This is a genomic window from Nocardioides sp. (assembly GCF_025964975.1).
Lineage (GTDB): Bacteria > Actinomycetota > Actinomycetes > Propionibacteriales > Nocardioidaceae > Nocardioides.
This window is the reverse complement of the sequence record NZ_JAOPXV010000209.1, coordinates 1-26,963: the sequence shown is the minus strand read 5'-3', so window position 1 is coordinate 26,963 and position 26,963 is coordinate 1. Positions and strand designations below refer to the sequence as shown.

At 69.9% G+C, this 26,963-nt stretch carries 23 protein-coding genes, 2 tRNA genes, 1 other RNA gene and 1 pseudogene; 20 read left to right on the top strand and 7 right to left on the bottom strand.

The annotated features are described in order from the left end of the window. The first annotated feature begins 97 nt into the window (after window positions 1-97). The 4 genes from JWN68_RS16930 (at window position 98) to JWN68_RS16915 (ending at window position 2,958) form a co-directional block, all read left to right on the top strand. Window positions 98-469 carry a hypothetical protein gene (locus JWN68_RS16930; RefSeq protein ID WP_297741061.1) on the top strand — a complete coding sequence of 124 codons (372 nt, stop codon included), beginning with the start codon at window positions 98-100 and terminating at the stop codon, window positions 467-469. Window positions 470-513: 44 nt separating this feature from the next. Continuing rightward, window positions 514-598, top strand: a tRNA-Ser gene (locus tag JWN68_RS16925). Between the two features lie 72 nt (window positions 599-670). Beyond that, window positions 671-1,537, top strand: a complete 867-nt coding sequence (locus tag JWN68_RS16920) for a MoxR family ATPase (protein ID WP_297741059.1) — start codon at window positions 671-673, stop codon at window positions 1,535-1,537. Beyond that, window positions 1,534-2,958: a VWA domain-containing protein gene (locus JWN68_RS16915; RefSeq protein WP_297741056.1), complete on the top strand. Its 1,425-nt coding sequence runs from the start codon at window positions 1,534-1,536 to the stop codon at window positions 2,956-2,958. Before JWN68_RS16920 ends, JWN68_RS16915 begins: the two co-directional genes overlap by 4 nt. Window positions 2,959-2,964: 6 nt before the next feature. Here the strand turns inward: JWN68_RS16915 and JWN68_RS16910 are convergent, their stop codons facing one another. Genes JWN68_RS16910 through JWN68_RS16900 form a run of 3 tightly spaced genes read right to left on the bottom strand, consistent with a single transcriptional unit; the run spans window position 2,965 to window position 5,658 of the window. After that, the gene (locus JWN68_RS16910; protein WP_297741054.1) at window positions 2,965-4,329 is read right to left on the bottom strand and encodes a hypothetical protein; all 1,365 of its coding nucleotides are present in this window, start codon (window positions 4,327-4,329) and stop codon (window positions 2,965-2,967) included. After that, on the bottom strand, window positions 4,326-5,255 hold the full coding sequence (locus JWN68_RS16905; RefSeq protein ID WP_297741051.1) for a hypothetical protein: 930 nt from the start codon (window positions 5,253-5,255) through the stop codon (window positions 4,326-4,328). The genes JWN68_RS16910 and JWN68_RS16905 overlap by 4 nt, the downstream gene beginning before the upstream one ends. A 4-nt stretch (window positions 5,256-5,259) precedes the next feature. Next, window positions 5,260-5,658 carry a hypothetical protein gene (locus tag JWN68_RS16900; protein ID WP_297741049.1) on the bottom strand — a complete coding sequence of 133 codons (399 nt, stop codon included), beginning with the start codon at window positions 5,656-5,658 and terminating at the stop codon, window positions 5,260-5,262. 187 nt (window positions 5,659-5,845) lie between these two features. On the opposite strand from JWN68_RS16900, the gene JWN68_RS16895 reads away from it, so the two are divergent. Both JWN68_RS16895 and JWN68_RS16890 read left to right on the top strand, forming a co-directional pair. Then, window positions 5,846-7,114, top strand: a complete 1,269-nt coding sequence (locus JWN68_RS16895; RefSeq protein ID WP_297741047.1) for a serine/threonine protein kinase — start codon at window positions 5,846-5,848, stop codon at window positions 7,112-7,114. A gap of 71 nt (window positions 7,115-7,185) precedes the next feature. Further along, window positions 7,186-8,694: a potassium/proton antiporter gene (locus JWN68_RS16890; RefSeq protein WP_297741064.1), complete on the top strand. Its 1,509-nt coding sequence runs from the start codon at window positions 7,186-7,188 to the stop codon at window positions 8,692-8,694. Window positions 8,695-8,709: 15 nt separating this feature from the next. Here the strand turns inward: JWN68_RS16890 and JWN68_RS16885 are convergent, their stop codons facing one another. Next, window positions 8,710-9,216, bottom strand: a complete 507-nt coding sequence (locus JWN68_RS16885) for a LytR C-terminal domain-containing protein (RefSeq protein WP_297741045.1) — start codon at window positions 9,214-9,216, stop codon at window positions 8,710-8,712. Beyond that, window positions 9,216-9,512 (bottom strand): type II toxin-antitoxin system VapB family antitoxin, encoded by a 297-nt coding sequence (locus JWN68_RS16880; RefSeq protein ID WP_297741043.1) that lies wholly within the window; start codon window positions 9,510-9,512, stop codon window positions 9,216-9,218. The genes JWN68_RS16885 and JWN68_RS16880 overlap by 1 nt, the downstream gene beginning before the upstream one ends. 79 nt (window positions 9,513-9,591) lie before the next feature. Between JWN68_RS16880 and JWN68_RS16875 the strand changes: the two genes are divergently transcribed. Next, window positions 9,592-11,184 carry a helicase HerA-like domain-containing protein gene (locus JWN68_RS16875; protein WP_297741041.1) on the top strand — a complete coding sequence of 531 codons (1,593 nt, stop codon included), beginning with the start codon at window positions 9,592-9,594 and terminating at the stop codon, window positions 11,182-11,184. A gap of 30 nt (window positions 11,185-11,214) precedes the next feature. Here the strand turns inward: JWN68_RS16875 and eccCa are convergent, their stop codons facing one another. Beyond that, entirely contained in the window at window positions 11,215-15,213 is a 3,999-nt protein-coding gene (gene eccCa / locus JWN68_RS16870) for a type VII secretion protein EccCa (RefSeq protein ID WP_297741039.1), read from the bottom strand. 102 nt (window positions 15,214-15,315) lie between these two features. On the opposite strand from eccCa, the gene JWN68_RS16865 reads away from it, so the two are divergent. The 7 genes from JWN68_RS16865 (at window position 15,316) to JWN68_RS16835 (ending at window position 22,458) form a co-directional block, all read left to right on the top strand. After that, window positions 15,316-16,695 (top strand): hypothetical protein, encoded by a 1,380-nt coding sequence (locus JWN68_RS16865; protein WP_297741037.1) that lies wholly within the window; start codon window positions 15,316-15,318, stop codon window positions 16,693-16,695. Between the two features lie 175 nt (window positions 16,696-16,870). Next, the gene (locus JWN68_RS16860) at window positions 16,871-17,179 is read left to right on the top strand and encodes a WXG100 family type VII secretion target (RefSeq protein WP_297741035.1); all 309 of its coding nucleotides are present in this window, start codon (window positions 16,871-16,873) and stop codon (window positions 17,177-17,179) included. Window positions 17,180-17,213: 34 nt separating this feature from the next. After that, the gene (locus tag JWN68_RS16855) at window positions 17,214-17,504 is read left to right on the top strand and encodes a WXG100 family type VII secretion target (protein WP_297741033.1); all 291 of its coding nucleotides are present in this window, start codon (window positions 17,214-17,216) and stop codon (window positions 17,502-17,504) included. A 195-nt stretch (window positions 17,505-17,699) separates the two neighbouring features. Further along, window positions 17,700-19,082, top strand: a complete 1,383-nt coding sequence (gene eccD / locus JWN68_RS16850) for a type VII secretion integral membrane protein EccD (RefSeq protein WP_297741031.1) — start codon at window positions 17,700-17,702, stop codon at window positions 19,080-19,082. 2 nt (window positions 19,083-19,084) lie between these two features. After that, window positions 19,085-20,494 (top strand): type VII secretion protein EccB, encoded by a 1,410-nt coding sequence (locus JWN68_RS16845; protein ID WP_297741029.1) that lies wholly within the window; start codon window positions 19,085-19,087, stop codon window positions 20,492-20,494. Continuing rightward, window positions 20,491-21,714: a S8 family serine peptidase gene (locus JWN68_RS16840; RefSeq protein WP_297741027.1), complete on the top strand. Its 1,224-nt coding sequence runs from the start codon at window positions 20,491-20,493 to the stop codon at window positions 21,712-21,714. Before JWN68_RS16845 ends, JWN68_RS16840 begins: the two co-directional genes overlap by 4 nt. A gap of 129 nt (window positions 21,715-21,843) precedes the next feature. Next, window positions 21,844-22,458 (top strand): hypothetical protein, encoded by a 615-nt coding sequence (locus JWN68_RS16835; RefSeq protein ID WP_297741025.1) that lies wholly within the window; start codon window positions 21,844-21,846, stop codon window positions 22,456-22,458. 66 nt (window positions 22,459-22,524) lie between these two features. Here the strand turns inward: JWN68_RS16835 and JWN68_RS16830 are convergent. Next, a tRNA-Ser gene (locus tag JWN68_RS16830) sits at window positions 22,525-22,614 on the bottom strand. A gap of 115 nt (window positions 22,615-22,729) precedes the next feature. On the opposite strand from JWN68_RS16830, the gene ffs reads away from it, so the two are divergent. The 6 genes and pseudogenes from ffs to JWN68_RS16800 form a co-directional block, all read left to right on the top strand. After that, window positions 22,730-22,819, top strand: an RNA gene (ffs, locus tag JWN68_RS16825) — signal recognition particle sRNA small type. Window positions 22,820-22,911: 92 nt separating this feature from the next. Beyond that, the gene (locus JWN68_RS16820; RefSeq protein WP_297741023.1) at window positions 22,912-25,089 is read left to right on the top strand and encodes a DNA polymerase III subunit gamma and tau; all 2,178 of its coding nucleotides are present in this window, start codon (window positions 22,912-22,914) and stop codon (window positions 25,087-25,089) included. A gap of 42 nt (window positions 25,090-25,131) precedes the next feature. Further along, window positions 25,132-25,536 carry a YbaB/EbfC family nucleoid-associated protein gene (locus JWN68_RS16815; protein WP_297741021.1) on the top strand — a complete coding sequence of 135 codons (405 nt, stop codon included), beginning with the start codon at window positions 25,132-25,134 and terminating at the stop codon, window positions 25,534-25,536. A gap of 8 nt (window positions 25,537-25,544) precedes the next feature. Beyond that, window positions 25,545-26,144: a recombination mediator RecR gene (gene recR, locus JWN68_RS16810; protein WP_297741019.1), complete on the top strand. Its 600-nt coding sequence runs from the start codon at window positions 25,545-25,547 to the stop codon at window positions 26,142-26,144. Then, window positions 26,137-26,742, top strand: a complete 606-nt coding sequence (locus tag JWN68_RS16805; protein ID WP_297741017.1) for a DUF5063 domain-containing protein — start codon at window positions 26,137-26,139, stop codon at window positions 26,740-26,742. The genes recR and JWN68_RS16805 overlap by 8 nt, the downstream gene beginning before the upstream one ends. A gap of 62 nt (window positions 26,743-26,804) precedes the next feature. Further along, a pseudogene (locus JWN68_RS16800) lies at window positions 26,805-26,963 on the top strand (aspartate kinase); the annotation flags it as partial.

Below are 26,963 nucleotides of genomic sequence, written 5' to 3'. Positions count from 1 at the left end.
GCCTGCCAGTGTTACGCCAATCCAGCCTTGCCCCGAAGAGTGCCGCACGTCACACTCGAAGGACACCTCCGCCGCCTCCCCGGAGCAAGGGGCACCGATGACGAGTGCAGCCACCGCCCTGAGCGAGCTGCACCGCGCCCTCGACTCACCGCGTGGGCCAGGGGTCGCGGCCGGCAACTGGCGCTGGACCGTCCGGCAGCAGATGAAAGCGGTCCGCGCGCTCTTGATGCTGGAGTCGGAGCACCCGGACGACGCCTGGCTGAGCGCTCGGCGAGGTATGGCGCTGCGCGAGCGCCGGGCGCTGCTCGCCCGCATCGGTCAGCTCGAGCCCAAGGTGCTGCAGTGCCCCGACCTGGAGGACGTGCGCAACCAGGGCCTGCGCCTGCTGACCGACATCAACCACCACCTGCAGCGCCTGCGCGACATGGCCTACGACGACGTCGAGCTGGAACTGGGCGGCTCGGACTGAACCGCACGCCCTAGAATGCTCCGGTGCCGTCCTGGGCGGCGCGAGGAGGGGTGCCGGAGCGGCCGATCGGAACCGCCTTGAAAGCGGTCGTAGGGAGACCTACCGCGGGTTCGAATCCCGCCCCCTCTGCAAAGGCGAAGCGCAGCGAGCCGTGCTGAGGGGGCGTCGGCCGGGTGCGGCGGCTGCCTTAGGCTCCGCTGGGTGACTTGGTTCAGCAACCCCGACGACGCGAGCGCCCGACTGCACGAGGCCGGCTATCTGGCCGACGGGCCGACCGCGACGACCGCCTACCTCGCCGGCGCCCTGGAGAAGCCGCTGCTGGTGGAAGGTCCCGCCGGTGTCGGGAAGACGGAGCTGGCCCAGGCAGTGGCGCGTGCCACGGGCGCGGAGCTGATCCGGTTGCAGTGCTACGAAGGTCTCGACGAGGCCCGGGCGTTGTACGAGTGGAACTACAAGAAGCAGCTCCTGCGGATCCAGGCCTCCACCGGCGACCAAGACTGGAGCGAGACCCACGACGACATCTTCACCGACGAGTTCCTGCTGACGCGGCCGCTGCTGACCGCGATCCGGCGCGAAGAGCCGACGGTGCTGCTGATCGACGAGGTCGACAAGACCGATGTCGAGGTCGAGGGGCTCCTGCTCGAGGTGCTCTCCGACTTCCAGGTCACCATCCCCGAGCTCGGCACCGTGGCGGCGACGCGACGCCCCTTCGTCGTCCTGACCTCCAATGCGACCAGGGAGCTCTCCGAGGCGGTGAAGCGTCGCTGCCTCTACCTCCACCTCGACTATCCCGATGCGCAGCGCGAGCGGGAGATCATCACCTCCCAGGTGCCGGGTCTCGACCCCGCTGTGGCAGCCCAGCTGGTCGAGGTGGTGGGACGCCTGCGTGAGCTGGAGCTGAAGAAGGCACCCTCGATCGCGGAGTCTGTCGACTGGGCACGCACCCTCATCGCCCTCGAGATCGGCAACCTCGACGAGGAGGCCGTGCGGCGGACGCTGGGCGTGGTCCTCAAGCACGCCTCCGACCACGCGCGGGCGATCAAGGAACTGAGGCTGGCCGCCCGGTGACGCTGCTCGACACCCACATCGGCTTCGTCGAGGCGCTGCGGGCGGCGGGCCTGCCGGTCTCGCTCGCGGAGGGCCTCGATGCGATCAGCGCGATGCGCCGGATCGGGTGGCACGATCGTGAGGTGGTGCGGACGGCGTACGCCGCAACGCTGGTCAAGAAGCACTCCCAGCGGGTCACCTTCGACGCGATCTTCGACCTCTACTTCCCGCGCCTCGTGGGAGACGGGGTCGCCGGCCATCCCGCCACCGATGCCCTCACCGGACCGGGGGCGCAGGGAGACGGCCCGCGCGACACCGGCGCGGACCTCACAAGGTTCCGCGACGAGCTGGCCGAGGCCTTTCTCGAGGAGGCAGAGTCGGGAGGGCGGCTCCAGGACCTGGCGGTCGAGGCGGTCGGCCGGTTCGGCGCCATGCCGGGCCGAGGAGCGGGGTTGTCGAGCTGGTCGGCGTACTCCGCCCTGCAACGCGTCTCGGCGCAACAGCTCCTCGACCAGATCGTCGCCGGCCTGATGGCGCGAGGCCTGACCGAGCAGGACGCAGAGCGCCTCGCCGATCGTCGGGTCGGCCGGTTCGCCCAGCTCGTCGAGGGAGACGCGCGGCGTCGGATCGCGGAGGAGAAGGGACCGGAGCACGTCGCGAGTGTGGTGATCAGGCCGACCATCGACAGGCTCGACTTCACCGCCGCCCGCCGCAGCGACCTGGAGGAGATGAGGCGGGAGATCTACCCGCTCGCCCGCCGACTCGCCACCCGGCTGACCAAGCAGCAGCATGCCCGCCGAGGCGGTGCGCTGGACTTCAGGCGGACGGTGCGCTCCTCCCTCTCCACCGGCGGCGTCCCGCTGGACACCCGGCACCGCCCGAAGCGGCCGCACCGGACCGAGCTGGTCGTGCTGTGCGACGTCAGCGGCTCGGTCGCCAACTTCGCCCAGTTCACCCTGTTGCTGGTCTTCGCCCTGCGCGAGCAGTTCCACAAGGTGCGCGCCTTCACCTTCGTCGACCAGGTCCACGAGGTCACCGACCACTTCACCCCGGGCGGTGACGTGGTGGAGGTGATGGAGAGCCTGGCGGCGAGCACGGCGCACGCGGCGTTGTGGGGGCGGACGAACTATGGCCGGGCGCTCACGACGTTCGCCGACGAGCACGCCGACGCGCTGGGGCCGAAGACGTCGTTGCTGATCCTTGGCGACGCGCGGTCCAACTACAGCGACCTCGCCCTGCCGGTGCTCCGCGAGCTCGCGTCCTCGGTCCGCCACGCCTGGTGGCTCAATCCGGAGCACCCCCGGCACTGGGGCACCGGCGACAGCGTCGCCCCTGCGTACGGCGAGGTCGTGCCCATGGTCGAGTGCCGGAACCTGACCCAGCTGGAGGAGTTCGTCTCCGTGATCTCCCTCGGGGAGACCGCCCGGCTCCGGGCGCGCTGACGCTGCTCAGCCAGCGAGATAGCCGAGCCGCTGGATGCGCCGGATCTCGGCCTGCAGTCCGGGGTGGTCGGCCTCGTCCGCGGCCCGGCCGCCCACGACGTAGGTTTCCGAGCCCCTCGCGGCACCGTCGTAGATGACCGTGACACGGTTGTCGACCGCAGCGTTGATCAGCGAGCCCAGCAGGGCGACCGGGTCCGCCCGGTCCTCCAGCGAGAGCACCCTGGTCTGCATCGGGATGGACGGCACCTGCGCGGCCGGAGCTCCGATGGTGATGACCTGGTCGACGACGAAGGACTCCGAGCGGGCACTCGCCGCGATCTCAGCAGCCGCGGCGCCACCGAACGAGGAACCGACGAGCATGACCCGCGGCTCCTCGCCCTCCTGGACGGTCTGCTCGATGGTCTGCTCGATGGCGCGGACGACCTGACGGACGTAGGCGGAGTTGTCGGCCCCGACCAGCCGCAGGCGGCCACCCTCGTGGGCCTTGTTGCCGGGGAGGTAGGCGATGTAGCGCCCGGCACCCGTGCGCTGGACGCTGATGCGGCGATCAGCGGTCACAAGGTTCGTCATCAGCTGCTCGATCGACCTCGGCGGCGCTGACTCGCCCCTCTCTGCGCTGCCCGTCTCGTCGGTCGGAGTGTCGACCAGGCCGGCAGCAGCGTCACGCAGCGCCGAGGTGGCGTCGGCTGCGAAGGGCTCGATGTCGAGTGCGCGGAGACCGCCGCGCGCCACGGCGCCTCCGCTGTCGGTGGCCAGCACGCCGGCGGTGAGGAGCGAGCGCATCTGCATGCCCTCGAGCAGGCCACCGCTGTCGGACATGTGGTCCATCAGGTCCGGATTGCTCTCGGCCAGCTCGTTGAGATAGGCGGCCACGCCGTCGCGGTCGAGGGCGTCGGTCTCGATCAGTCCGGCGGACACGATGGCGCCACCGAGTGCGACCTCGGGGGCCAGGTAGCCGATCGCGCGCCCCGCGATGGAGCCGAGAGTCTTGAATGCCGCTTCCTGCAGCTCGTCGATCCAGCGGTAGGTCAGGACGGTGGCCCGGACCACGAGTGCGTCGGCGTCGAGCTCTACGGAACGGGTGAGGAGCCCCTGCTTGCCCGTCGTGGCCGCCCGGATGTCTTCCTCGGCCTGCGCGAAGGTCGCCGGTGACAGCTCCGCGGTCTCGGCGACATCGGGGTCGGACAGGATCTCGGTCCCGAGTCGGGCGCGGTCACGCATGTCGGCGCCGGCTGCGTCGAAGACGTCCGCGAGCGCGAGCATCTGGTGGTATTTGTCGGCTTCGCTGGCGGCGTCGGACACCCCACGCTCGTCCTGGACGGGGATCTGCGAGACGGGGCTCTTCGAGACAGTGCTGGAGTCGTTGGTCATGCGGTCACCTGGGCGAGGATGGGGGCCAGCTCGGTGGCGAGGTCGGCCGGGGAGGTCCGTCGGACGCGGACCCGCGAGTCGTCCTGCGCCTGATGGGGGAGCAGCGAGTGCCAGCCGTCGGAAAGCAGCACCCAGGACACGAGTCCGACCTCGGTCGTCTCGTCCGCAGAGACGCGGGCCGCAAGGACACGGAGCCGGCCCTTCCCCTCCGTGTGGATGGCGGCCACCGCGGTGCTGGCCTCGGTGTCGTTGATCGGCTGGGCCCGACCGTCGACGATCCCTTCGCCGTGCTGGCTCATCAGCACGGGGACCAGGTCTGCTCGACCTGATCGCAGTGCCTCCCCGACGGCGTCCACGAGCTGGAAGGGCAGGTCGATCTCCTCGGGCACCGAGCTCTCGTCGAGCGAGATGTCCTCCGGAATGGCCGCTGCCCGCGAGAGCTCGCCGGGCCACTGGTCCGTGGCGAACCAGGCGAGCTCGAAGACGATCCCGTCACAGGTCGCGAGGGTGGCAACGGCGTTGCCGGCCTGCCGGTGCCACGCCTTGACGTGGGAGGTGCCGGCGGACACGTCGATGTCGAGGGCCAGCGTGGGGGTGGCCAGGAGACCGATCGCTCCGGTGATGCCGGGGTCCACGCCCTCGTCGGTGACCAGGCCTCGGTGGCGAAGGGTCTCGTCGGCCCCGCGGAGGGAGGCCAGCGCTGCGGCGTACGCGGTGTCCTCGATGCTGTGGCGGGACTGGCCGAGGCGTCCCTCGAGGCCGGCGGTCGACGTCTCTGCTGGTTCGGCGAGGTCGAAGGGCAGGGGTGCGTCTCCGGCCAGGTGTGCGGCATGGCGCAGCTCGGGCAGGGTGAGCGTCAGGCGCCGGGGCAGGCCGTCGAGGAAGCTCGCCGCCGACGGCGGGGGCGTGGTCAGGTCGATGGTCACCATGTCAGAGTCCCGGCAGCTCGATGTCCAGCCAGTCCTTGTGACCGGCGGGAGGGGGGACGAAGGCGACCAGCGCGGCGTCTTCCGGGGTGGGCTCGGGAGCAACGTCGGCGGCCTGGAGTGCCTCGGTCCGCGACTGTGCGTCTCGGACGAGCGCGCCGGCCTTCAGCTCGATCGCCGCGATCGCGTCCTTGCGGGCGTCGACCTCGGTGACGTGCCGGCCGAGGGAGTCGGCGGCAGTCTCGTGATGAGCGGCGGCCACGCGCAGGTGCTGTGCCCGCTCCTTGATCCGTACCCGCATGGCCTCCGCGGCCCGCCCTCGCCACGGGACGCTCTCGGCCTGGGACACCAGCCGGTCGGCAGCTGCTCGGATGTCGCCACTCTGCTCTCGGAGCTGGGCCACACGTCGACGCGATGCGGCGGAATCGCCGTACATGTCACTCCCTCCCTCGTCCCTCGCGGGACGTCCCCCTGCCTGTACCCGGGTGCGGTGGTCCCAAACCAGTGAGCTGCACCCGATTTCGACTCGTGTGCGGCGGCCTTGGCATAACCCCTCGCCAGGTGATGTCGTTGCGCAGGAAGGAGGAATGATGGGGACGTCGAAGTCGTGGTGGGTGTGTACCGCGCTGGTGCTGGCGCTGCTGAGCGCAGGACCCTCGGCTCGTGCCGACGGTGACCAGCAGCAACCGGTCGGCGATGTGCGCGATGCGGTGTTCGTGGGCAACAACTGGGACGGGACGGCGAGTGTCCTCGACCCAGCAGGGCTCGAGCCGCTGGGACGCATCAACATCATCCCCGACAAGGACGCCCGGCTCGCCGAGATCGCCACCAACCCTTACCGCCTCGCCTACTTCCTGGCGATCCGCGAGATGATCGGCGAGGGCCACGACCAGTTCGTCGACGACCTCTACACCTCGAACGACGGCCGCCTGCTCGTCGTCAGCCGCCCCTCCTTCGCCGACGTCGTGGCGATCAGCCTGGAGAGCCACCAGATCGTCTGGAGGTTCCCGGTCGCCGGCGCGCGCTCCGACCACATGGCGATCTCGCCGGACGGCACCCAGGTAGTGGTGAGCGCCTCCACCGCCAACCTCGTGCACGTCCTCGACGTTGCCACCGGACGCGAGGTCGGCCGCTTCCCGTCGGGTGGTTCGCCGCACGAGAGCATCTACTTCAAGGACGGCACCAGGATCCTGCACGCCTCCATCGGCATGGTCTACAGCCCGCTGGACGACCCGGCCCTGGACGCGACGAAGGACGACCGCGTGTTGCAGGTCGTCGATGCCAGGACGTTCGAGGTGCTCCGGCGCATCGACGTGCGCAAGGCCCTGGACGCCCGCGGTCTGACGAAGGTCTCCTCCGCGGTGCGGCCGCTGAGCATGACTCCAGACTCGAAGTACCTCTACTTCCAGCTCTCCTTCTTCCACGGGTTCGTGGAGATGCGTCGACGGACGGGTGAGATCACCCGGGTCCGGGAGCTGCCGGACCTGCACCCGGAGGTGCGTCGCGAGCAGTACCTCCTCGACTCGGCCCACCACGGCATCGCGGTCAACCCCAGGGGCACCAAGATCTGCGTCGCCGGGACGATGTCCGACTACGCGACTGTCGTCCGACGCGACACCTTCAAGCGAGGTCGGCTGCTGAGGGGAGGGGAGAAGCCCTACTGGGTCACGCCGAGCCGGGACGGCCGCTACTGCTACATCTCCTGGAGCGGCTCCGACACGATCTCGCGCATCTCCTACCGCACGCGCAGGCTGGACAGGACCGTGCCGGTGGGTGACCACCCGCAGCGGATCCGCACCGGATTCATCCACAGCTCGCTGGTCGCGGGTCTGTCCGACTACACCCCTGCCGGCTCGTGAGCCGCGCGCGGGTGGGCTCCTGAGCACCGATAGGATCGGGACCCGAGCCGCGTAGACGAAGCGAGGTGGCCGTGACCTTCGACGTCCACCAGCTCGACACCTTCCTGCTCGTGGGGTCGCTGGTCACCCTGGTCGCCATCTTGGCGGTGCGACTCTCCGCGAGCGTGGGTCTTCCCAGCCTGCTCTTCTACCTCCTCCTGGGCGTGCTGCTGGGGGAGTCGGGTCTGGGCGTCCAGTTCGAGGACGCCCAGCTCGCGCATGCGCTCGGCTTCGGCGCCCTCGCCCTGATCCTCGCCGAGGGCGGACTGACCACCAGCTGGCGGGAGATGCGGCCCGCGATCCGTTTGGGGGTCTCGCTCGCCACGGTCGGTGTGGCGATCTCCGTGGCCGTGGTCGCGGCAGGTGCTCACTACCTCCTCGGCCTGCCCTGGGAACTGGCCATCCTGCTGGGTGCGGTGTGCTCGCCGACCGATGCCGCCGCAGTGTTCTCGGTGCTCCGGGTCGTGCCGCTGCCCAAGCGACTCACGGGGGCGCTCGAAGCCGAGTCCGGGCTCAATGACGCCCCCACCGTCGTGCTCGTCACCATCATCTCCACCGGAGCGGCAGCCGAGAGCGGTGCGCTCGCAGTCGGCGGGACGATCATCTTCGAGCTCGTCGTCGGAGCCGTGATCGGAGGGATGGTGGGCATCGCCGGCGCCTGGGTGATGCGCCGCATCGCCCTCCCGTCCTCGGGTCTCTACCCGTTGACCGTGCTGTGCCTGGCGTTCCTGGCCTACGGAGGCGCAGCCGCCCTCCACGCCTCCGGCTTCGCCGCGGTGTATGTCGCAGCGCTGATCCTGGGCAACCAGGAGCTGCCGCACCGACCGGCGACCCGGTCGTTCGCCGAGGGGGTCGCCTCGCTCGCCCAGATCGGGCTGTTCGTCATGCTCGGGCTGTTGCTGTCCCCGGGCCGCATCACTCTCGACATCGTCGCCATGGCGCTGGTCACGGGTCTGCTGCTCACCGTCGTGGCCCGCCCGTTGTCGGTGCTGATCAGCTCGGTGGTCCAGCCGATGCCGTGGCGCGAGCTGTCGTTCATCTCCTGGGCGGGTCTGCGCGGCGCCGTACCGATCGTGCTGACGACCATCCCGCTCGCCGAGGGGGTGGACGAGGCCGACGTGCTCTTCGACATCGTCTTCGTGATGGTGGTCATCTACACCGTGCTGACCGGACCGACGCTGCCGTGGGTCTCACGCCTTCTGGGGGTGGCTCGTCGCTCGGAGCCACGTGGCCTCGACGTCGAGGCGGCCCCGCTGGAGCGGGTGGCGGCGGACCTGCTGCAGGTCACGATCGAACCGTCCTCGCGCATGCACGGCGTCGAGGTGGGCGAGCTGCGGCTCCCACCAGGGGCGTCGGTCTCGATGGTGATCAGGGACGGCGAGACGCTGGTCCCGGAGCGGCGTACGGTCCTGCGGCACGGCGACGACCTGCTGGTCGTGGCACCGCGCAAGCTCCGGGTCGCCACCGAGGAACGGCTGCGGCAGGTCTCGTCGCGCGGTCGGCTGGCCCAGTGGGCGCAGGAGCCGCGCAAGCGCGAGTGACCGCCGGGAGCGGGCCTACTGGCTCTCGGGCGGGCTGCAGAAGGTCGACGTCTCGACGGCCGCGACCGACTCCGGCCCCTTCTTGCGCAGGCGCTTGTAGGACTCGCCGACCACCACGATGATCCCGCGGCCGAGGCGCTCCCCGGAGACGATCTTGGCGCCCTTGAACTGACGAGCCACGAGGCGTACGGCGGCGTTGCGCGGCTCGTCCGACCAGATCTCGGCGACGCCGGCGACCTTCGCGGGCGCGTTGTCACTGTCGGCACCGACGAAGCCGCGCTCCTCCAGCTGCTCCATCGTGGCGCCGGCCAGACCGTTGCGGTCGCTGCCGTTGTAGACGCTCACGGCCACCTGCTCGGCGAAGACCTGGTCGCCCGTGCGTACCGTTTTCTCGGTGCACAGTGGCGCAGGAGCGGAGCTCGGCAGGGGCTGAGTGGCTGCCTTCCATCCCGAGACGGCCGCGACCACGAGCAGCAGGGACAGGACCAGCAGGGTCAGCGCTGATCGCAGGGAGGCGGTCATCAGTCCCCCATCTCGTGGACTCGGGCATGCAGGATGTTGCGCTGGTGGAGGGCGGCGCGCAGCGCCCGGTGCAGCCCGTCCTCCAGGTAGAGATCGCCTCGCCACTGCACCACGTGCGCGAAGAGGTCGCCGTAGAACGTGGAGTCCTCGTCCAGGAGTGCGGCCAGGTGCAAGGTGTCCTTGGTGGTGATCAGCTGGTCGATCCGGACCTGGCGAGGGGGGATCTTGGCCCAGTCGCGGGGCTTGAGGGCGTGGGCGGGGTAGGGCCGCCCCTCGCCCACCCGCTTGAAGATCACGGCGCGACTATATGACCCCACCCAGCCGACCGCTCCTTCGCCGGTGCTGGGGGAGCGGGTCGCTGGATACGCTCTGGACATGACCCAGATTCCCGACCCGGCTCCCGCGTCCCCGTCCGTCGAGATCGATCCGGTCGCCACGGCTGTCGCCTCGGGCTACGCCTTCGAGGGCGATGCCCTGGAGCTCGGCGGCCTCATGCTGGGCGTCGATGACCTGTCCGACGTGCACATCCGGATCCCGTTGGCGATGCTCAACCGCCATGGCTTGGTGGCGGGGGCGACCGGTACCGGCAAGACCAAGACCCTGCAGCTCCTGGCCGAGCAGCTCAGCGCCCAGGGCGTGCCGGTCTTCGCGGCCGACATCAAGGGCGACCTGTCGGGCCTGAGCGTTCCGGGTGAGGGGGGCGAGAAGGTCACGGCCCGCGCGGCCTCGGTGGGGCAGCAGTGGACCGCGACCGGCTTCCCGACCGAGTTCTACGCCATCGGTGGTCAGGGCATCGGCATACCGGTGCGCGTCACCATGAGCGCGTTCGGGCCGACCCTGCTCGCCAAGGTGCTGGGCCTCAACGAGACCCAGGAGTCCTCGCTGGGCCTGGTGTTCTACTACTGCGACCAAGCAGGGTTGCCCCTGCTCGACCTCGCCGACCTGCGGGCGGTCCTGCAGTACCTCACCGGCGACGCGCAGGGGAAGGCCGAGCTGAAGGCCATCGGCGGCGTCTCCGGCCAGACGGCGGGCGTCATCCTGCGCGAGCTCGTCGCCTTCGAGGCCCAGGGGGCGGACGCGTTCTTCGGCGAGCCCGAGTTCGAGACCAAGGAGTTCCTCCGCACGACCGAGGACGGCCGCGGGGTGATCAGCCTGCTGGAGCTGCCCAACCTCCAGGACCGGCCGGCGCTCTTCTCGACCTTCCTGATGTGGATGCTGGCGGACCTGTTCCACGACCTGCCGGAGGAGGGCGACCTCGACAAGCCCAAGCTGGTGTTCTTCTTCGACGAGGCGCACCTTCTCTTCAACGACGCCTCCGAGGCGTTCCTGGACCAGATCGCCCAGACCGTCCGGCTGATCCGCTCCAAGGGGGTCGGGGTCTTCTTCGTGACCCAGAGCCCCACCGACGTGCCCGACCAGGTGCTTGCGCAGCTCGGCTCGCGCATCCAGCACCAGCTTCGCGCCCACACGCCCAACGACGCCAAGGCGCTCAAGCAGACCGTCAACACCTACCCGAGCTCTTCCTACGACGACCTCGGCAAGGTCATCACCAGCCTCGGCATCGGGGAGGCGGTCGTGACGGTGATGAACGAGCGCGGTGCCCCCACCCCAGTGGCCTGGACCCGGCTCCGCGCGCCCGAGTCGCTGATGGACCCCGCCCCGTCCGCCGACATGGAAGCCGCCGTACACGCGTCGCCGTTGCACGCGAAGTATGCCGAGGAGGTCGACCGGGAGTCCGCTCGCGAGAAGCTCGCGGCCAAGCTGGAGGAGGGTGCGCGCAAGGCCGCGGAGGACGCGGAGGTCAAGGACATAGCCCGCGAGCAGAAGGCCGAACGGGTCACCCGACAGTCGAAGAAGGACGACGACGGCATCGTGATGGACGTCGTGAAGTCGAGCGCCTTCAAGGACTTCATGCGGACGGCTGCGCGCGAGGTGGCGCGCGGGATGTTCAAGTCCGGCCGGCGCTGACCTGACTCTCCCCGCAATGGCAATGCCGGCTCACATCGTCGGATCGGTCCACGCGAGCTGCGCGACCTCGATGCCCTTGTCCCGGGTCACGACACGGGCCCGGCCCGGCGGCGCAGGTTGCGGCCGCAGGTTGCCGATGAGGGCACCCTCGTCTCGCGGACCCGAAAGCAGCACCCCGGGCATGGCCAGGTCGCGCATGGACTGCAGGACGGGCTCGTACGACGCCCGCGAGGCACCACCGACACGGCGAGCCACGACGAGGTGGAGTCCGGTGTCGCGGGCCTGCGCCATCAGCGGCTGCAGGGCCTGGACCGGTGAGGACTGCTGGGTGGTGGCGACGAGGTCGTAGTCGTCGACCACGACGAACACCTCCGCGCCGGTCCACCACGTCCGGTTGCGCAGCTGCTCGGGAGTGACGTCGGGGCCGGGGATCCGACTCTCGAGATAGGCCGCGATGTCCTTCAGCGTGGGCGTGGCCTGGGTAGAGGACGTCAGGTAGTTGAGCAGGTATTCGTCGGGCACCTCGCCGAGCAACGAGCGGCGGTAGTCGACGATGACGATCTGCGCCTCCTTGGGCGTGCGGGTGCGCATCACCTCCTGGACGTAGTTGCGCAGCAGCGCGCTCTTCCCGGACTGGCCGTCGCCGTAGATCAGGAGGTGCGGCTCGGTCATCACGTCGATCGCGACGGGCGCGAGCTCCTTCTCGTTGATGCCGATCAGGATCCTCTTCTCGTCGATCTTGCGGCGTACGGCGTCCTCGCGGATCTTGTCCAGGCTGACCAGCTCGGGCAGCAGGCGCAGCTTGGGTCCGGGAGCACCCTTCCAGGCCGCGTTGGCGCGCTCGACCAGGTCGTCGACGCCCTCACCCAGGGTCGATGCGCCGCCGTCGCTGTCGACACGAGGCAGCGCCGCGAGGAAGTGCAGCTTGCTGGGCACCAGACCCCGACCGGGTCGACCGACCGGCACCAGCGCGGCGACCTTCCGGTCGATCTCGGAGTCGACCGCGTCACCGAGACGCAGCTCGAGCTTGGAGCCGAAGACGTCGCGCATCGCGGCCCGGAAGTCCGCCCAACGGGTGGCTGCCGCGATGATGTGGAGGCCGAACGTCAGGCCACGTCCGGCGAGCTGCTGGAGCTCCAGCTCGAGGTCGTCGAACTCGGCGCGCAGGGTGCCCCACCCGTCGATGACGAGGAACACGTCGCCCCAGCCGTCGTCGGCGCGACCCTGTGCCCGGCGGGTCCGGTAGGTCTCGATGGAGTCGATGCCGTTCTCGCGGAAGTAGGCCTCCCGGCGGTCGACGACGCCCTGGATCTCGGCGACCACGCGGCGTACGACATCGGGCTCCGAGCGCGTGGCGACGCCCGACATGTGCGGGAAGCGGGCCAGCGGGGTGAACGTTCCACCACCGAAGTCGAGGACGAAGAACTGGGACTCCGCCGGGGTGGTGACCAGGCCCATGCTGGTCACGATCGTCCGCAGCAGGGTGCTCTTGCCCGAGCGCGGGCCGCCCACGACGGCCACGTGCCCAGCGGCGCCGGAGAGGTTGAGGGTCAACGTGTCGCGACGCTGCTCGCGGGGGCGGTCCACGGTGCCGAGGGGGACGACCAACCCGTTGATGGAGCGCCACTGGTGGGAGATGAGGCCGAGCTCGGGGTCCTCGGCCAGGTCGGGCATGAGCTCGTCGAGGGTGTCCGGGATGTCGAGCGGCGGGAGCCACACCTGGTGGGCGGGGTTGCCGACACCGATCATCCGGGCGACGGCGATGTCGAGCAGGGGGGCCTGCTCGCCCTGCTGGGTCGGCAAGGGAGCAACGACGTCGTCGTTCTCGAGTGGCTCGAGTGCGAGCACCTCGGAGATGGTGAAGGGCAGGATGCCGCGGACGTGCCCACCTTCGTCCCGCGAGACCCGGGCCCGGCCGCTGGGCGGTCCGGAGACGTACGCCGCCTTGAACCGCAGGAGGGTCGACTGGTCGGGCTTCAGGTAGCCCAGACCGGGCACTGCCGGGAGCTCGTAGGCGTCCGGGACTCCGAGGACACCTCGCGACTCCGCGGCGGAGAAGGTGCGCAGGCCGACCCGGTAGGACAGGTGCGACTCGAGGCCGCGCAGCCGACCTTCCTCGAGACGCTGGGATGCGAGCAGCAGGTGCAGCCCCAGCGACCGGCCCAGGCGGCCGATGGCGACGAAGAGGTCGATGAACTCCGGCTTGGCAGAAAGCATCTCGGAGAACTCGTCAACCACGATGAACAGCGACGGCATGGGCGCGAGGTCCTCGCCGTTCGCGCGGGCCTTCTCGTAGTCGCGCACCGAGGCGTAGTTCCCGGCGTCGCGCAGGAGCTCTTGGCGGCGCACCATCTCACCGGAGAGGGCGTCCTGCATGCGGTCGACGAGCGTGAGCTCGTTCGCGAGGTTGGTGATGACCGCCGAGACGTGCGGCATGTCGGCCATGCCGGCGAAGGTCGCCCCACCCTTGAAGTCGACGAGGACGAGGTTGAGCTGGTCGGGCGAGTGCGTCATCACCAGGCCTAGCACGAGCGTCCGCAGGAACTCCGACTTCCCGGACCCGGTCGCGCCGATGCACAGACCGTGCGGGCCCATGCCCTGCTGCGCCGACTCCTTGATGTCCAGGTGGATGAGTCCACCCGAGTCGCCGATGCCGATGGGCACCCGCAGCCGGTCGCGTGCCGGTCGCGGTCGCCACGAGCTGGCCGGGTCGAAGGTGTGGATGTCACCGAGGCCCAGCAGCTCCATGTGGTCGGGGTTCGCCGAGGTGATGTCGACGGCGGTGCCGGAGGAGGCGTCGGCACTGATGGTCTTCAGCGGTGCGATCCGGCGGGCGAAGGCCTCAGCGGTGGCGAGGTCGCACTGGTCGATGAGGGCCTTGACCGGCTCCTCGCGCACTCGGACACCGAGTACGGGGAGCTTCTCGAGCTCGTGGCGGCCACCGGCGAACTGGAGCCGCAGGCGGGTCGAGTCCTCGAGCTCGTCCCAGCGTGCGGGCATGTCGAGCAGCGTGACGCCGTGCAGACCGTCGGGGGGGACGACGTGGTTGCCGGGCGGCAGGTGTCCGCCGTCGATCACCAGCAGGATGTGGGGCGTCGGCTGGCGTTCGTCGGCACCGAAGCGCGGCCGGTCGCTGAGGTCGGGCGGCAGCAGGTTGCCCAGGTCGTCGATCGACGTCGCGACCATGCGCCGCGGCCCGACTGCGTCCGCCTCGCGGCTGCTCTGGGCGTGGGGCAGCCACTTGACCCAGTCCCAGTGGGTGAGGTTGGCCTCGGAGCTGAGCACGGCCACCACGAGCTGGTCCGGGTTGTGGAAGGCGGTCGCCGAGCAGAGCATCGCGCGGGCGGCAGACCGGGCGTCCTGCTCCGGGCCGCAGAGCTCGATGCGGTCGAAGGCCCGCAGGTCGATCGAGGCCGGGAGGTTGGGCTGGAGACGATGGACCACGAGGAGCCGGTGCAGGGCCGAGGCGGCCGCGGGGTCGACCTGGTCGACCGGGGCGCTCTCGGGCGGGATCAGCTCCAACGACAGCGGTTGGGCGCAGAGGCCGTAGCGGACGTGGAGGAAGTTGTGGTCGCCCGGTCCGTGCTCCCACAGCCGGGTGCGCTCCTCCGCCAGTGATGGCAGGGCGCTCGGCTCCGGGTGGTGCCAGGTGAGGGCGCGCCGTTGCTGGTCGGCCGCAGTGCGGGCCACCTCCCGGATGTGCGCCAGGTAGCGGAGGTATTCGGTGCGCGAGCCGGTGACCTGCTGGGCCCGCTGCTTACGTTGGCGATCGATCTGCACGATGATGAAGCCGAGGGTGGCGAAGAGGAACATGCCCGCTGCCAAGAAGCTGCGGGTCTTGTTGCCGCCCGTGCCCATGGTCGCGACGAGCACGATCGAGCCCAGGCTTCCCAGCATGGGAATGGCATTCATCAGGACGCCGCTCGCGCCCTCGTTCTCCTGGATCTCGGGGGGCGGCTGGAGCACGATCCGCCCGCCAGGCATCTCCGGCTCGTCGAGCCGTTGCCCGCCTCGCAGTCCAGTGCTCACACAGTTCCCCCTAGCGATGGCCGATGAGTCGCGATGATGATAGGTGGGGGGGACGGGACGGACTACCCTGCACACCGACCAGTCGATCGCAGAGGGGGGCTCGTGCCGGACGCCGTGTCAGAGGCGACCCCCTTCTCCGGGTCCGCCGCGACGATCGCCATCAGCGTGCACGGTCCGGTCGGTGTGCTGGACATGGTGGTGCCTGTCGGCGCCACCCCTGTCGACGTCGGTCGCGCCTACGCCGACCAGGCGGGCCTGTCCGGCATCCCGCTCCTGCAGACGCCGACGGGCGGACACCTCCGCGCAGACCTTGCGCTGGGTGCGATCGGCGTCGAGTCCGGCACGGTCCTCATCGCGGCGACCGGCGTACGCCGTCCGAAGCCGGCCGACGAGGCCGCACTCCGCGACCACCCGGCGGCCGACAGTCCCCAGGTCGCCGCGGTCGTGCTCGCTCTCGCGGTCGGTGCCGCCGCATTGTCCGCCTGGTACGCCGCACTGTCGGGCGACGACTGGCTGCGCACCGTGACCGTCGGACTGCTCCTGACGTGCGCGCTTGCCGGCTCGGTGCCGTGGGGCAGACACGCCCACCAACGGACCGCAGCGGCCCCGGCTCTCGCCGCCGCGGCGGCGTTCGCGGCGTTCTTCGAACCCGGTGAGCACCTCCTGGCAGCCGTGGTCGCGGTGTGCGGGTTGGCGGCCGCGCTGACCGCTGCGATTGCGCGGGCGATGAGCGCGGGTCGGCATCAGGTCCTGACCGTCTGGATCGTGGCCGGCTGCCTCGTCTTCGGGGTGTGCGCCCTGAGTCCGCTCATGAAGTGGGACGACCGGGTCTCGTGGGCCCTGCTGCTCATGCTCGCCATGCTCGGCGCGCGCTTCGTCCCCTCGCTCGCGGTCGACGTGCCCGACGAGGCCCTGCTGGACCTGGATCGGCTTGCCGTCACCGCGTGGTCTGCCCGGGATCGCTCCAGCGGTCAACGCGGACGCATCGTGATCCCGCAGTCCGCCATGCGCCGCCTGGTCGAGGACGCCACCCTCACGGTCACGGCGTCCTCGGCAGGCATCCTCCTGGTCACACTCGTCGCCACCCCCCTCATGTTCGCCTCCGCCACGATCGACCTGGACCGCATCGGTGCCCGGTGCCTGGCGTTCTTCGCCGGGGGAGCCATCCTGCTGGCGGCTCGGCAGTACCGCCACGCGGGAGCCCGTCGACTCCTGCGCGGCGCCGGGCTCGCGTGCTGGCTGTGGCTGCTTGCCTTCGAGGTCCGCGACCTGTCACCTACCTGGGTCACCTGGGGGCTGTTAACAGTCGTCGTGCTCGGCCTGGTGAGCGTCGCGGCGGCGGTCGCCACCGGCCGCGGCTGGCGTTCCGTCTGGTGGTCACGCAAGGCCGAGGTCGCCGAGAGCATGACCGGCGCCTTCGCGTTCGCCGCCACGGTCGTCGCATCCGGACTCTTCCGCGCCCTGTGGGAAATGACGGGGTGATGTTTAGCCCCCGCCTCGCCGGGTAGATCGATGTCAGCGCGGGGGGCCGGGACGTCTCCCCGAGCAGGACAGCTCAACGAACAGGGCAGGTCCACCCACAGCACGTCTTCAGAGCATCAACTCCACACACCAGTGAACTCTTGGGGGAGACACCCGCCGAGGGGGAAGGATTGAGATGACCAACCTCAGCCAGACAGAACAGGCGCTCTCCAAGGGGGCCGAAAAAGTCGAGACGGCGCGCATCGAAGTCAAGCAGAAGTGCAACACGGTCTCCGACAAGGTCAACGAGATGATGGCCGGCTGGGGCGGCCAGGGCGCTTCCTCCTTCGGCAACCTCATGGTCGCTTGGCAGGAGAAGCAGGAAAAGATCCTCCAGGCGCTCGACGGCCTGGCGGCCTCCATGCGGGAGACCGAGAAGGACAACGTCGCGACCGACCAGTCGCAGTCCGACGCGCACCTCAACCTGCAGAACCGCCTCGGCTGACCGCCGCGACCGCCCAGACCAAGAGGAGATTGACATGTCTTTCGACGGAATCAAGGTAGAACACGGCAAGCTCGACGCGGGCTCGGCCGACGTGATCGCGGCGGCGAAGCAGATCGAGGCGCGCCTGGACACCCTGGAGAGCGACCTTCGGCCGCTCGCCACTGACTGGACCGGTGCGGCCAAGGAAGCCTACCGCGAGGCCAAGCAGACGTGGGACCAGGCGATCACCGAGATGATCGCCCTGCTCGAGCAGGCCGGCAAGAACGTTGACCTCTCGAACCAGGAATACAAGTCCGCCGACAGCCGCGGCGCCGGTCGTTTCTGATCCACGTCACCAGACATCGACACGAGGCCGGTCGCCCTTCGGGGCGACCGGCCTCAGTCGTCGGCGTAGCGGTCCAGAGGTGGCGACGATCCATATAGGCTGCTGCCCGATCGAGCGGGCCGGCCATGCGGAGCAGGACCTGAGCATGACCTGGGACTCGTCTCGACCGCACCACATACTTGGGGGGACCACAGCATGAGTCAGACGACGCCGATCGGTTCGGGCCTCGTCCGGGTGACCGTTGCGTCGGGCTCGCGTCGGGTCGACCTCGTGCTGCCCGGCGCCGTCCCCGTGGCCGAGCTCGTTCCCGAGCTGGCCCGCAGCGTCGGCATCCTCGATGCCAGCACCGTGTACGGCGGCTACCGACTCGTCGCCCAGGACGGTCGGCGTCTGGCCAACGACGCCGGACTCCTGATCCAGGGCATCGAGGACGGCGGACTCCTCACCGTCACGGCGGGCATCGACGACGAAGCACCTCGGGTCTATGACGACATCGTCGAAGCGATGGCCGACGTGGTCGAGCACGCGCTCAAGCCCTGGGAGGCCGCCGCCGGAAGGCGTACTGCTCTCGGTGCCGGCGGCATGCTGCTCGGTCTCGGTGCCTTCGCGTTGTTGTTGCAGGGCGAGAGCGTCATGGGCGGGCTGGCGGCTGCCGCGGCGGCGGCGCTGCTCGTCGTCGGCGGCGTCGTGCTGGCGCGCGGGCAGGACGAGCCCGACGCAGGCGTGGCGGTCGCCCTGCTCGCGGTGGTCTACGCCGGGGTGGCCGGCCTGCTGCTCGCGCCGGGCGACCTCGGTCCGTGGCAGTGGCCGCTCCCGGCCGAGTTCTTCGGGGCACCGCTGGCCACTGCCGGAGCCGCGATGCTGGGTGTTGGTCTGGTGGCCGTGGTGGGACTGCGCGAGGGTCGCGCTCTCGTCATCCCGGCCATCGTGGTGGGAGCGATCCTGGCCGCCTCGGGCCTGCTCCTGCAGGCCATCGTTGTCGACCCGACCGTCGTGTTCACCGTCCTGATGGCGCTGGTCGTGCTGGCGGGCAGTATCTTCCCGTGGCTGGCTCTGGGGGTCACGGGGACCCGGGTCGACCAGATCTACTCCCTCCACGACATCACGGCCGATCCCGATGAGATCGATCCCGCGCAGGTCGGAGCCGATGCCCGGGTCGCCCACGAGATCCTGCTGGCTGTCTCCGCCACCGTCGGCACGCTGCTGGTGCTGCTGGTGCCGATGGCGGTCAGTCGCGGCATCTTCGGCACCATCCTCGCCGCGGTGTGCTGTCTGGCCGTCATGTTCCGGACCCGGCAGTACCGCGCCGGCTCCGAGGTGCTCGCCGGGATCCTGTCCGGGATCCTGGGCCTCGTCTCGCTGGCGCTGTCGATGCTGCTGATCCACGACGGGTGGCGTGCGGAGGCCGCCGTGGCCCTGGCGGTCGTGGGCGCCGTACTCCTCGTCTCGACCCTGGTCCCCGCCTCGCCGTCGGTGCGACGTGGCCGGATGGGCGATGCCGTCGAGACCGTCACCCTGCTGTCGCTCCTGCCGCTGATGGTCGTGGCCGCCGGGTTCTTCGACATGGTCAAGGGCTGACGTTGGCGACCAAGAAAGATCTCGTCGAGGCCCACTCGTTCAGCAAGCGCAGGCTCGTCACGGCGTTCATCAGCGGTGCCCCCGGGGGCCGGGAGGTGGAGCCGGTTCGTCCGGGTCGCGTGCTGATCGGGGGCGCGGCGCTGTCGCTGCTGTTGCTGGCCGGTGCGGCTGTCGCCGGGTTCCTCGTCGGTCGCCCTGACTCCCAGTGGCTGGAGGCTGGCAGCTTCGTCACCAGCAAGGACACCGGTGAGCAGTACGTCGTGCTCAAGGGCGGCGACGACCCGGAGATCCGGCGGGTGCCCAACTACATCTCCGCGCAGCTGCTGCTGGGCCAGGCGGACCTCACCCCCTTCCAGGTGCGGGACAAGTACATCCGCGAGGTCACCCTGGGTGAGGACCTCGGCATCGACGACGCTCCTGCCGGCCTGCCCGACCCGGATCGGCTGATCCAGGACGGCTGGACCGCCTGCACGTCGCCGGACACCGGGATCCAGGTCGCACTCGCCCCCCAGCCCGAGGTCGAGGAGCTCGTCGACTCCGCCTTCCTGGTCCGCAGCGACAAGGTCCTGTGGTTGATCACCACCGATCCCGGCGGCGCCGCCTACCGTTTCCAGCTGCCGGACGACCCGTCGGACGCCGGGACCATCGCCAACCGGCTGGAGCTCGGCGCGGCCGAGGATGCCCCGAAGGTGAGCTCCGCCTGGCTCAACCTCTTCTGGTTGGGCGACCCGCTGACGGCGGACGAGTTCGGCGTGCGCAACCCGGGCCAGCCGACCGACTACTCCGCCGAGGTCGAGGACGACCTCTCGGACTTCGACATCGGCGACCTGATCAAGACGCCGGGCGGGGACTACCTCCTCGGCGACGAAGGTCCAGAAGAGCTCAACGAGTTCGCCTCGCTCGTCTACGACGCCGTCGGACCTGCCACCCACTCGCTCACCGAGGACCTCGACGCTGCGTTTCCCTCCGCGGACTATCCGGCGCTGTGGCCCAGGGCGCAGCCGTCAGCCAGCCTCGACGAGGAGATGTGTGCGGTGCTGCACCCGGGTTCCGATGGTGACACCCGGGTCACCCTCGCCCACCAGCCCACGGGCGACGCCTCGCCCGACGGACTGGGGGTCGACCGCCACGACGTCGAGGTCCAGCCTGCGGGCGGTGCCTACGTCCAGTCCGGCGCCGATGCCAGCGATTCGACCGAGGGCACCCTCTACGTCATCGACTCGGCCGGCTACAAGTACGAGCTGATCGGCGCCGAGGTGCCGACCTACATCGGCTACGGCAGCACCACGGCGCCACTGGTGCCCAGCAGCTGGTTGGACTTCTTCGAGGACAAGGTCCAGCTCTCCACCAACGCAGCGCGACGGGTGTCCGAGGACGCCCCGGCGGCGGACTCCACCGCCGGGGAGTCATGACGCGATTCTCGGCAGCCCTGCTCGCGGCGGGGATCGCGGGTTCGGTCCTTCCCCTTGCGGCGGCCGCGCCTGCAGTGGCGCTGACGTCGCCGTACGCCGCAGAGGTGGTGCCGTGTGACGAGAACACGGTGCCGGAGACCGAGGTGCTGAAGGACAGCCCCTCGAAGGTGAGCGGCCCCCTCGAGCGGATGCACGTCCCGCAGGCGCACGAGGTCACCGACGGGCAGGGAGTGAGCGTCGTCGTCATCGACAGCGGTATCCAGACCGGACTCGGGATCAACCAAGGTCCTTCGACCGGGTTGTCGGACGTCGCCGGGCCGCTGCTCTCGGGCCACGGCACCATCGTCGCGGGCCTGATCGCCGGCCCGCACGGAGTCGCTCCGGGAGCAGAGGTGATCGACGTGCGCATCTTCCACAAGGATGACCCGGACGTGGCGGAGGGGGAGACGGGCGTGACGTCCGACCGCATCGCGCAGGGCATCGAGACGGCCATCCGGTTGCACGACACCGTCAAGTTCAAGGTCGTCAACATCTCCTTGTCAGTCACCGAGGACGACCAGCGGCTCCGCGAGGCGATCAAGGAGCTGCAACGCCGCGACGTGGTGGTCGTCGCCTCGTCGAGCAACGCACCCGAGGAGCAGGACGAGAGCTTCAAGGGGACGCCGGACAACGACGCCGAGGTCTATCCGGCCGACTACAGGGGCGTCGTGGCAGTCAGCGCCGCTCCGCCGGCCGAGGGGTCACCGATCGGCTCGGTCCTTCCCAACCTCGACATCGATGTCGCCGCCCCCACTGTCGGCGGTGTCTCCATCAACGCCAACGGCGTCACCTGTGACATCGACGAGCTCGCCACCTCCTGGGCAGCCGCCGAGGTCACGGGTGTCGTTGCCTTGCTGCGTGCGGCCTACCCCCGGGAGAGCGCCAAGCAGGCCGTCGCGCGGTTGGTGGCGACGGCGGAGGGCTCCCACACGGTGAGGAACCCGTGGACGGGGGCCGGCGTGGTGCAGGCCCACGACGCCTTGACGCGATCGCTCTCCCCGGGCAGGAGCGGCCGGATCGAGCGTCCGCTCCTGCAGAACCGTGGCGAAGCCACTGCCCCGCTCCCGCCGAAGCGGCTCGATCTGTTCGGCTCCTCGAGGGCGCTGCTGCTGTGGTGCGGCTTGGGCGGAGGCGCCCTGATGGCGCTCGCCTTCATGGTGCGTCCCCTGATCCGACGGTGAACGAACACTGAGGTGCACGCCGTGTCCGCCACCCCAAGGGGTCTAGACCACCTCGCGGACCCTCCGTAGCGTCCCAGAGATGTGGGGCCGGCACCTGCCAGCTCCTCGGGGAGATTCCTGGGAGGGAACATGCGAGAGATCACGTCACTCATGCGACGCGCCCTGGTGGCCGGAGTGCTGGCACTGGCCATGGCTGTCGGCCTGGCCTCGGTGGGCATCGGCAGCGCCACGGCGGCGGACGACGGCGGCAAGGTCGTCGGCAAGTCCGACGTCGGCACGATCACCAGCAAGGTCGTGGGCAAGACTTCCACCGGCGACGCGGTCAGCGGTTCGTTCACGCCGATCAAGGTCGTCGAGCGCGACGGCGCGCTCTACATGAAGGGCTTCCTCCAGGGAGTCATCGCGGACGCCGGACCGGACACGAAGTTCTCGGGCCTCCAGACGCTGCCGATCAAGAAGATCAACGGCCAGGCACCGACGGCCGCGCGCGTTGCTGCTGGAGCCGCTGCGTGCGACATCCTCAACCTGGTCCTCGGCCCGCTGGACCTCAACATCCTGGGTCTCCAGATCAGCCTGAACCGCGTCGTACTCGACGTCGTCGCGGTGGCGGGTGCCGGCAACCTGCTCGGCAACCTGCTGTGCGCCGTCGCCGGTCTGCTCGACGGTGGTCTGCTCGGCAACCTGCTCGGTCAGCTGCGTGGCCTGCTCAACCAGATCCTGGCTGCGCTGAATCTCGGCCTCTGATCCACCACGTGCAACAGGCCGGACCCGACGGGTCCGGCCTGTTGTCACACCTGCTGATCAGCTGGCTGGCGGAGGATAGGGGATTCGAACCCCTGAGGGCTTTCACACCCAACCCGCTTTCCAAGCGAGCGCCATAGGCCACTAGGCGAATCCTCCGCCGAGGAGCGTACCGGTCGGGTGCGGGAGGGTGAAATCGCGTCCCGATCTCTTGCCTGCCGCGAGGCGGGGAGCCCGGTTGGGCCTGGTCGGCGCCCTGACCTAGACTCATCGCAACCCCCCACGTGGCGGCATCTTGCTGAATCCCCCAGGGCCGGAAGGCAGCAAGGGCAGGCGAGCTCTGTCGGGTACGTGGGGGGCCTTTTCATGCCCTGTCCGCCTCGATGCGGGCGTGCTGGCGACGGGGCCGTGGGCGCCCGGTGGTCGTCGTCGGTGGCGGTGCGTAGGGTTCGGGTCGTGGAGTCACCGCTCGCGTTGTATCGCCGCTACCGGCCCGAGACGTTTGCCGAGGTCATCGGTCAGGATCACGTCACGGAGCCGCTGCGCAACGCCCTGGCGAACGACCGGGTCAACCACGCCTACCTCTTCTCCGGGCCACGCGGATGCGGCAAGACGACGTCCGCCCGGATCCTGGCCCGCGCGCTCAACTGCGCCCAGGCACCGATCGCCGACCCGTGTGGGGAGTGCGACAGCTGTCGCGAGCTGGCTCGTCGTGGTGGCGGATCGATCGACGTGATCGAGATCGACGCCGCCTCGCACGGAGGCGTCGACGATGCCCGCGACCTGCGCGAGAAGGCGTTCTTCTCTCCGGTGCGCGACCGTTTCAAGATCTACATCATCGATGAGGCCCACATGGTCTCCAACCAGGGCTTCAACGCGCTCCTCAAGCTGGTCGAGGAGCCGCCGCCCCACCTGCGGTTCATCTTCGCCACCACCGAGCCGGAGAAGGTCCTGCCCACGATCCGCTCGCGGACCCACCACTACCCCTTCCGCCTGATCCCGCCTCGTCAGCTCTCCGACTACCTCCACCACCTCTGCGTGGAGGAAGGTGTGGGCATCGAGCCTGCCGCCCTTCCGCTGGTGGTCCGCGCCGGAGGTGGGTCGGCCCGCGACGCCCTGTCGGTCCTCGACCAGCTGATGGGTGGAGCCGGCGCTGACGGCGTCACCCATGAGCTCGCCGGGGCCTTGCTGGGATACACGCCGGAGACGCTGCTCGACGAGGTCGTCGACGCGTTCGCGGCGGTCGACGGGGCAACGGTGTTCGGCGTGGTCGACAAGGTCGTCGAGACCGGGCGAGACCCTCGCCGGTTCACCGAGGACCTGCTGCGTCGGCTGCGCGACCTGGTCATCGTCGCGGCAGTCCCCGAGGCCGCGGCGACCGGACTGCTCGACGTCCCCCAGGACGCGGGTGAGCGACTGGTCGCCCAGGCTGCCCGGTTCGGATCCGTCGAGCTCAGCCGTGCCGCCGACATCGTCGCGGCCGGCCTGACCGAGATGCGAGGTGCGACCGCGCCGCGGCTGTTGCTCGAGCTGATCTGTGCGCGGGTGCTGCTGCCCGGCGCAGACGACACCAGCGACGGGGTGATGGCGCGCCTCGATCGGATCGAGCGTCGCCTCGACGTGTCCGGTGCGGTGAGCACGACATCTGACCGACCGCGCCCCAGTCCCGCCGCCGCTCCTGCGCCCGCCACCACGCCCAGCCTTGCGCCCGCCCCCGCGCCGGCGCCGGCTGCCGCACCGGCTCCGCCTTCTTCGCCATCAGCGCCGGTCGACCAAGGCGGTCACCAACCGATGTTCGCGCCACCGCGCTTCGACGAGGAGCCACCGGAGGAGCCCGTCGAGCCGGCGCCAGCGATGATGCTCGGCGAGCACGCCGTCGAGGCAGCCCCGGCCGTGCCGGAGCCGACGCCCGCGGCCCAGGACACCGGGCCGGCCGGTAGCAGCCTCAGTCTCGTCGACGTCCGCCGGCTGTGGCCCGACATCGTGGACGCAACGAAGGTCCGGCGTCGAGTCACCTGGATCCATCTCACCCAGAACGCCCAGGTCATCGCGGTGGATGCCACGACCCTCACCCTCGGCTTCACCAACGCCGGGGCCCGGGAGTCGTTCCTGGCGGGCGGTTCGGACGAGATCCTCCGTCAGGCGGCCATCGACGTCGTAGGTGCCGAGTGGCGGATCGAGGCGATCATCGACCCCAGCGCCCAGCCCGATGCCGGTCGACCTGTGGTGGTGCAGGCGTCCACCGACCCAGTGGCTCACACCCGGTCGGCCGCGCCTGCGGACGAGACCAGCGGCCCGCCCACCTGGGCCCAGGAGGGGACAGCCGCAGCGACGACTCCCGACTCACCGCCTGCCTGGGCGGCCCCGCAGGCGGATCGGACCGACTCCGGATCGTCGTCCACGGTGCAGACAGCAACGCCGAGCGGGTCTGCCGGGCCCAGCGCTGCGCGAGAAGCGCTGAGTCGCTCACGCGAGCCGGCGGCCGACCCGGGAATCACCCTCGATCATCGTGCGTTGGCCGATGAGGCGGCCGACCCCGACGACCCCGCTGCCGACACGCAAGGCCTTGACAGCACCGCGCTGCTCCAGCAGGCCCTGGGTGCCAAGGTGGTCGAGGAGATCAAGCACACGTGAGGCCCGACCCGATGAGCCCGACCCGATGATCCAGGAGCTCCCATGACCCAGAACCCTTTCGACGCCCTCGGTGGCGGCGGTTTCGACATGAACGCTTTGCTGCAGCAGGCACAACAGATGCAGGAGCAGCTCCAGGACGCCCAGGAGAGGCTGCTCGAGCAGACGGTCTCCGGCACGGTCGCCGGAGGTGCGGTCACGGTCACGGTCAACGGTGTGGGCGAGATCCAGTCGGTGGACATCACCGCGGGCCAGTTCGACGGCTCCGACTCCGACGACCTCTCCGACCTGGGCGACATGATCGTCGCGGCCTACCGCGACGCGAAGTCCAAGGCTGAAGCACTTGCCAACGAGGCCATGGGACCGCTCGCAGGTGGGCTCGAAGGGCTTGGCGGCCTCGGCGGTCCCGGCCCCGAGGGCGGACCGCCCAGCGGTCAGCTCGGCTTCTAGGCCTTTCGTTGTACGAAGGCATCGTCCAGGACCTGATCGACGAGCTGGGTCGACTCCCCGGCGTCGGTCCCAAGAGCGCGCAGCGGATCGCCTTCCACCTGTTGCAGGCCGAGACCGTCGACGTACGCCGTCTTGCCGACGTCCTGATCGAGGTCAAGGACAAGGTGAAGTTCTGCTCCATCTGCTTCAACGTCTCGCAGGAGGAGCAGTGCCGGATCTGCCGTGACCCGCGTCGTGAGCCGGCAGTGCTGTGCGTGGTCGAGGAATACAAGGACGTCATCGCCATCGAGCGCACCCGCGAGTTCCGAGGGCGCTACCACGTGCTTGGGGGCGCCATCTCGCCGATCGACGGCATCGGCCCCGAGCAGCTGCGCATCCGCGAGCTGATGATCAGGCTGGCAGACGGGGCGGTGACCGAGGTCATCCTGGCGACCGACCCCAACCTCGAAGGTGAGGCCACCGCGACCTACCTCACGCGCATGCTGCGGCCGATGGGGTTGCGCGTGACCCGCTTGGCGAGTGGACTGCCGGTGGGCGGCGATCTCGAGTACGCCGACGAAGTGACCCTTGGACGTGCGTTCGCAGGAAGGCGATCAGCTGATGACTGACCCGGGCAAGCAGCCCCACACGGCGGCGGAGCACGAAGAGTTCGCCGCACAGATCGCCGACCAGATCGAGAGCTTCCTGCTGGCGTTGCGAGCGATCGCGCGCGAGGGCAACGGGGCCCGGGCGGTGTCCCTCCTGCTGCTGGAGATCAGCCAGGTCCTGCTGGCGGGCGCGCGGCTGGGTGCCCAGCTCGACTTCGAGCCGCGGGAGGAATACCAGCCCGACGTCGGCCCGGAGGCCGACATCGACGACATGCGGCTGCGCCTCGCCGAGATGCTCGACAGCGTCGACACCTACAGCTTCGTCTTCGACCCCTATCTCCCCGACATGGTGCAGAGCAAGCTCTCCGACGACCTGACCTCCATCGCGACCGACCTCGACAACGGCCTGCGTCACTACCGCCTCGGCAACGTCGAGGAGGCCCTGTGGTGGTGGCAGTTCTCCTACGTCAACAACGGGGGCAACCTGGCGGGCGCGGCGCTCAACGCGCTGCTGACGGTGGTGGCGCACGACCGCTTCGACACCGACTTCGAGGAGACGGTCGAGGCGCTCACCGTCGCCCATGAGATGTTGGACGAGCCGGTCGATCCGCCCCGGTAGAATCGCCGGGTCAGAACGTCCTGACCCAGCAGTCGTCTACCGAGATCGTCGAGGACCAAACCGTGGGCATTGTCGTGCAGAAGTACGGCGGCTCCTCGCTCGCCGACGCCGACGCCATCAAGCGGGTCGCGCGCCGGATCGTGGAGAACAAGAAGGCCGGCCATGACGTCGTCGTGGCCGTCTCGGCGATGGGTGACTCCACCGACGAGCTGCTCGACCTC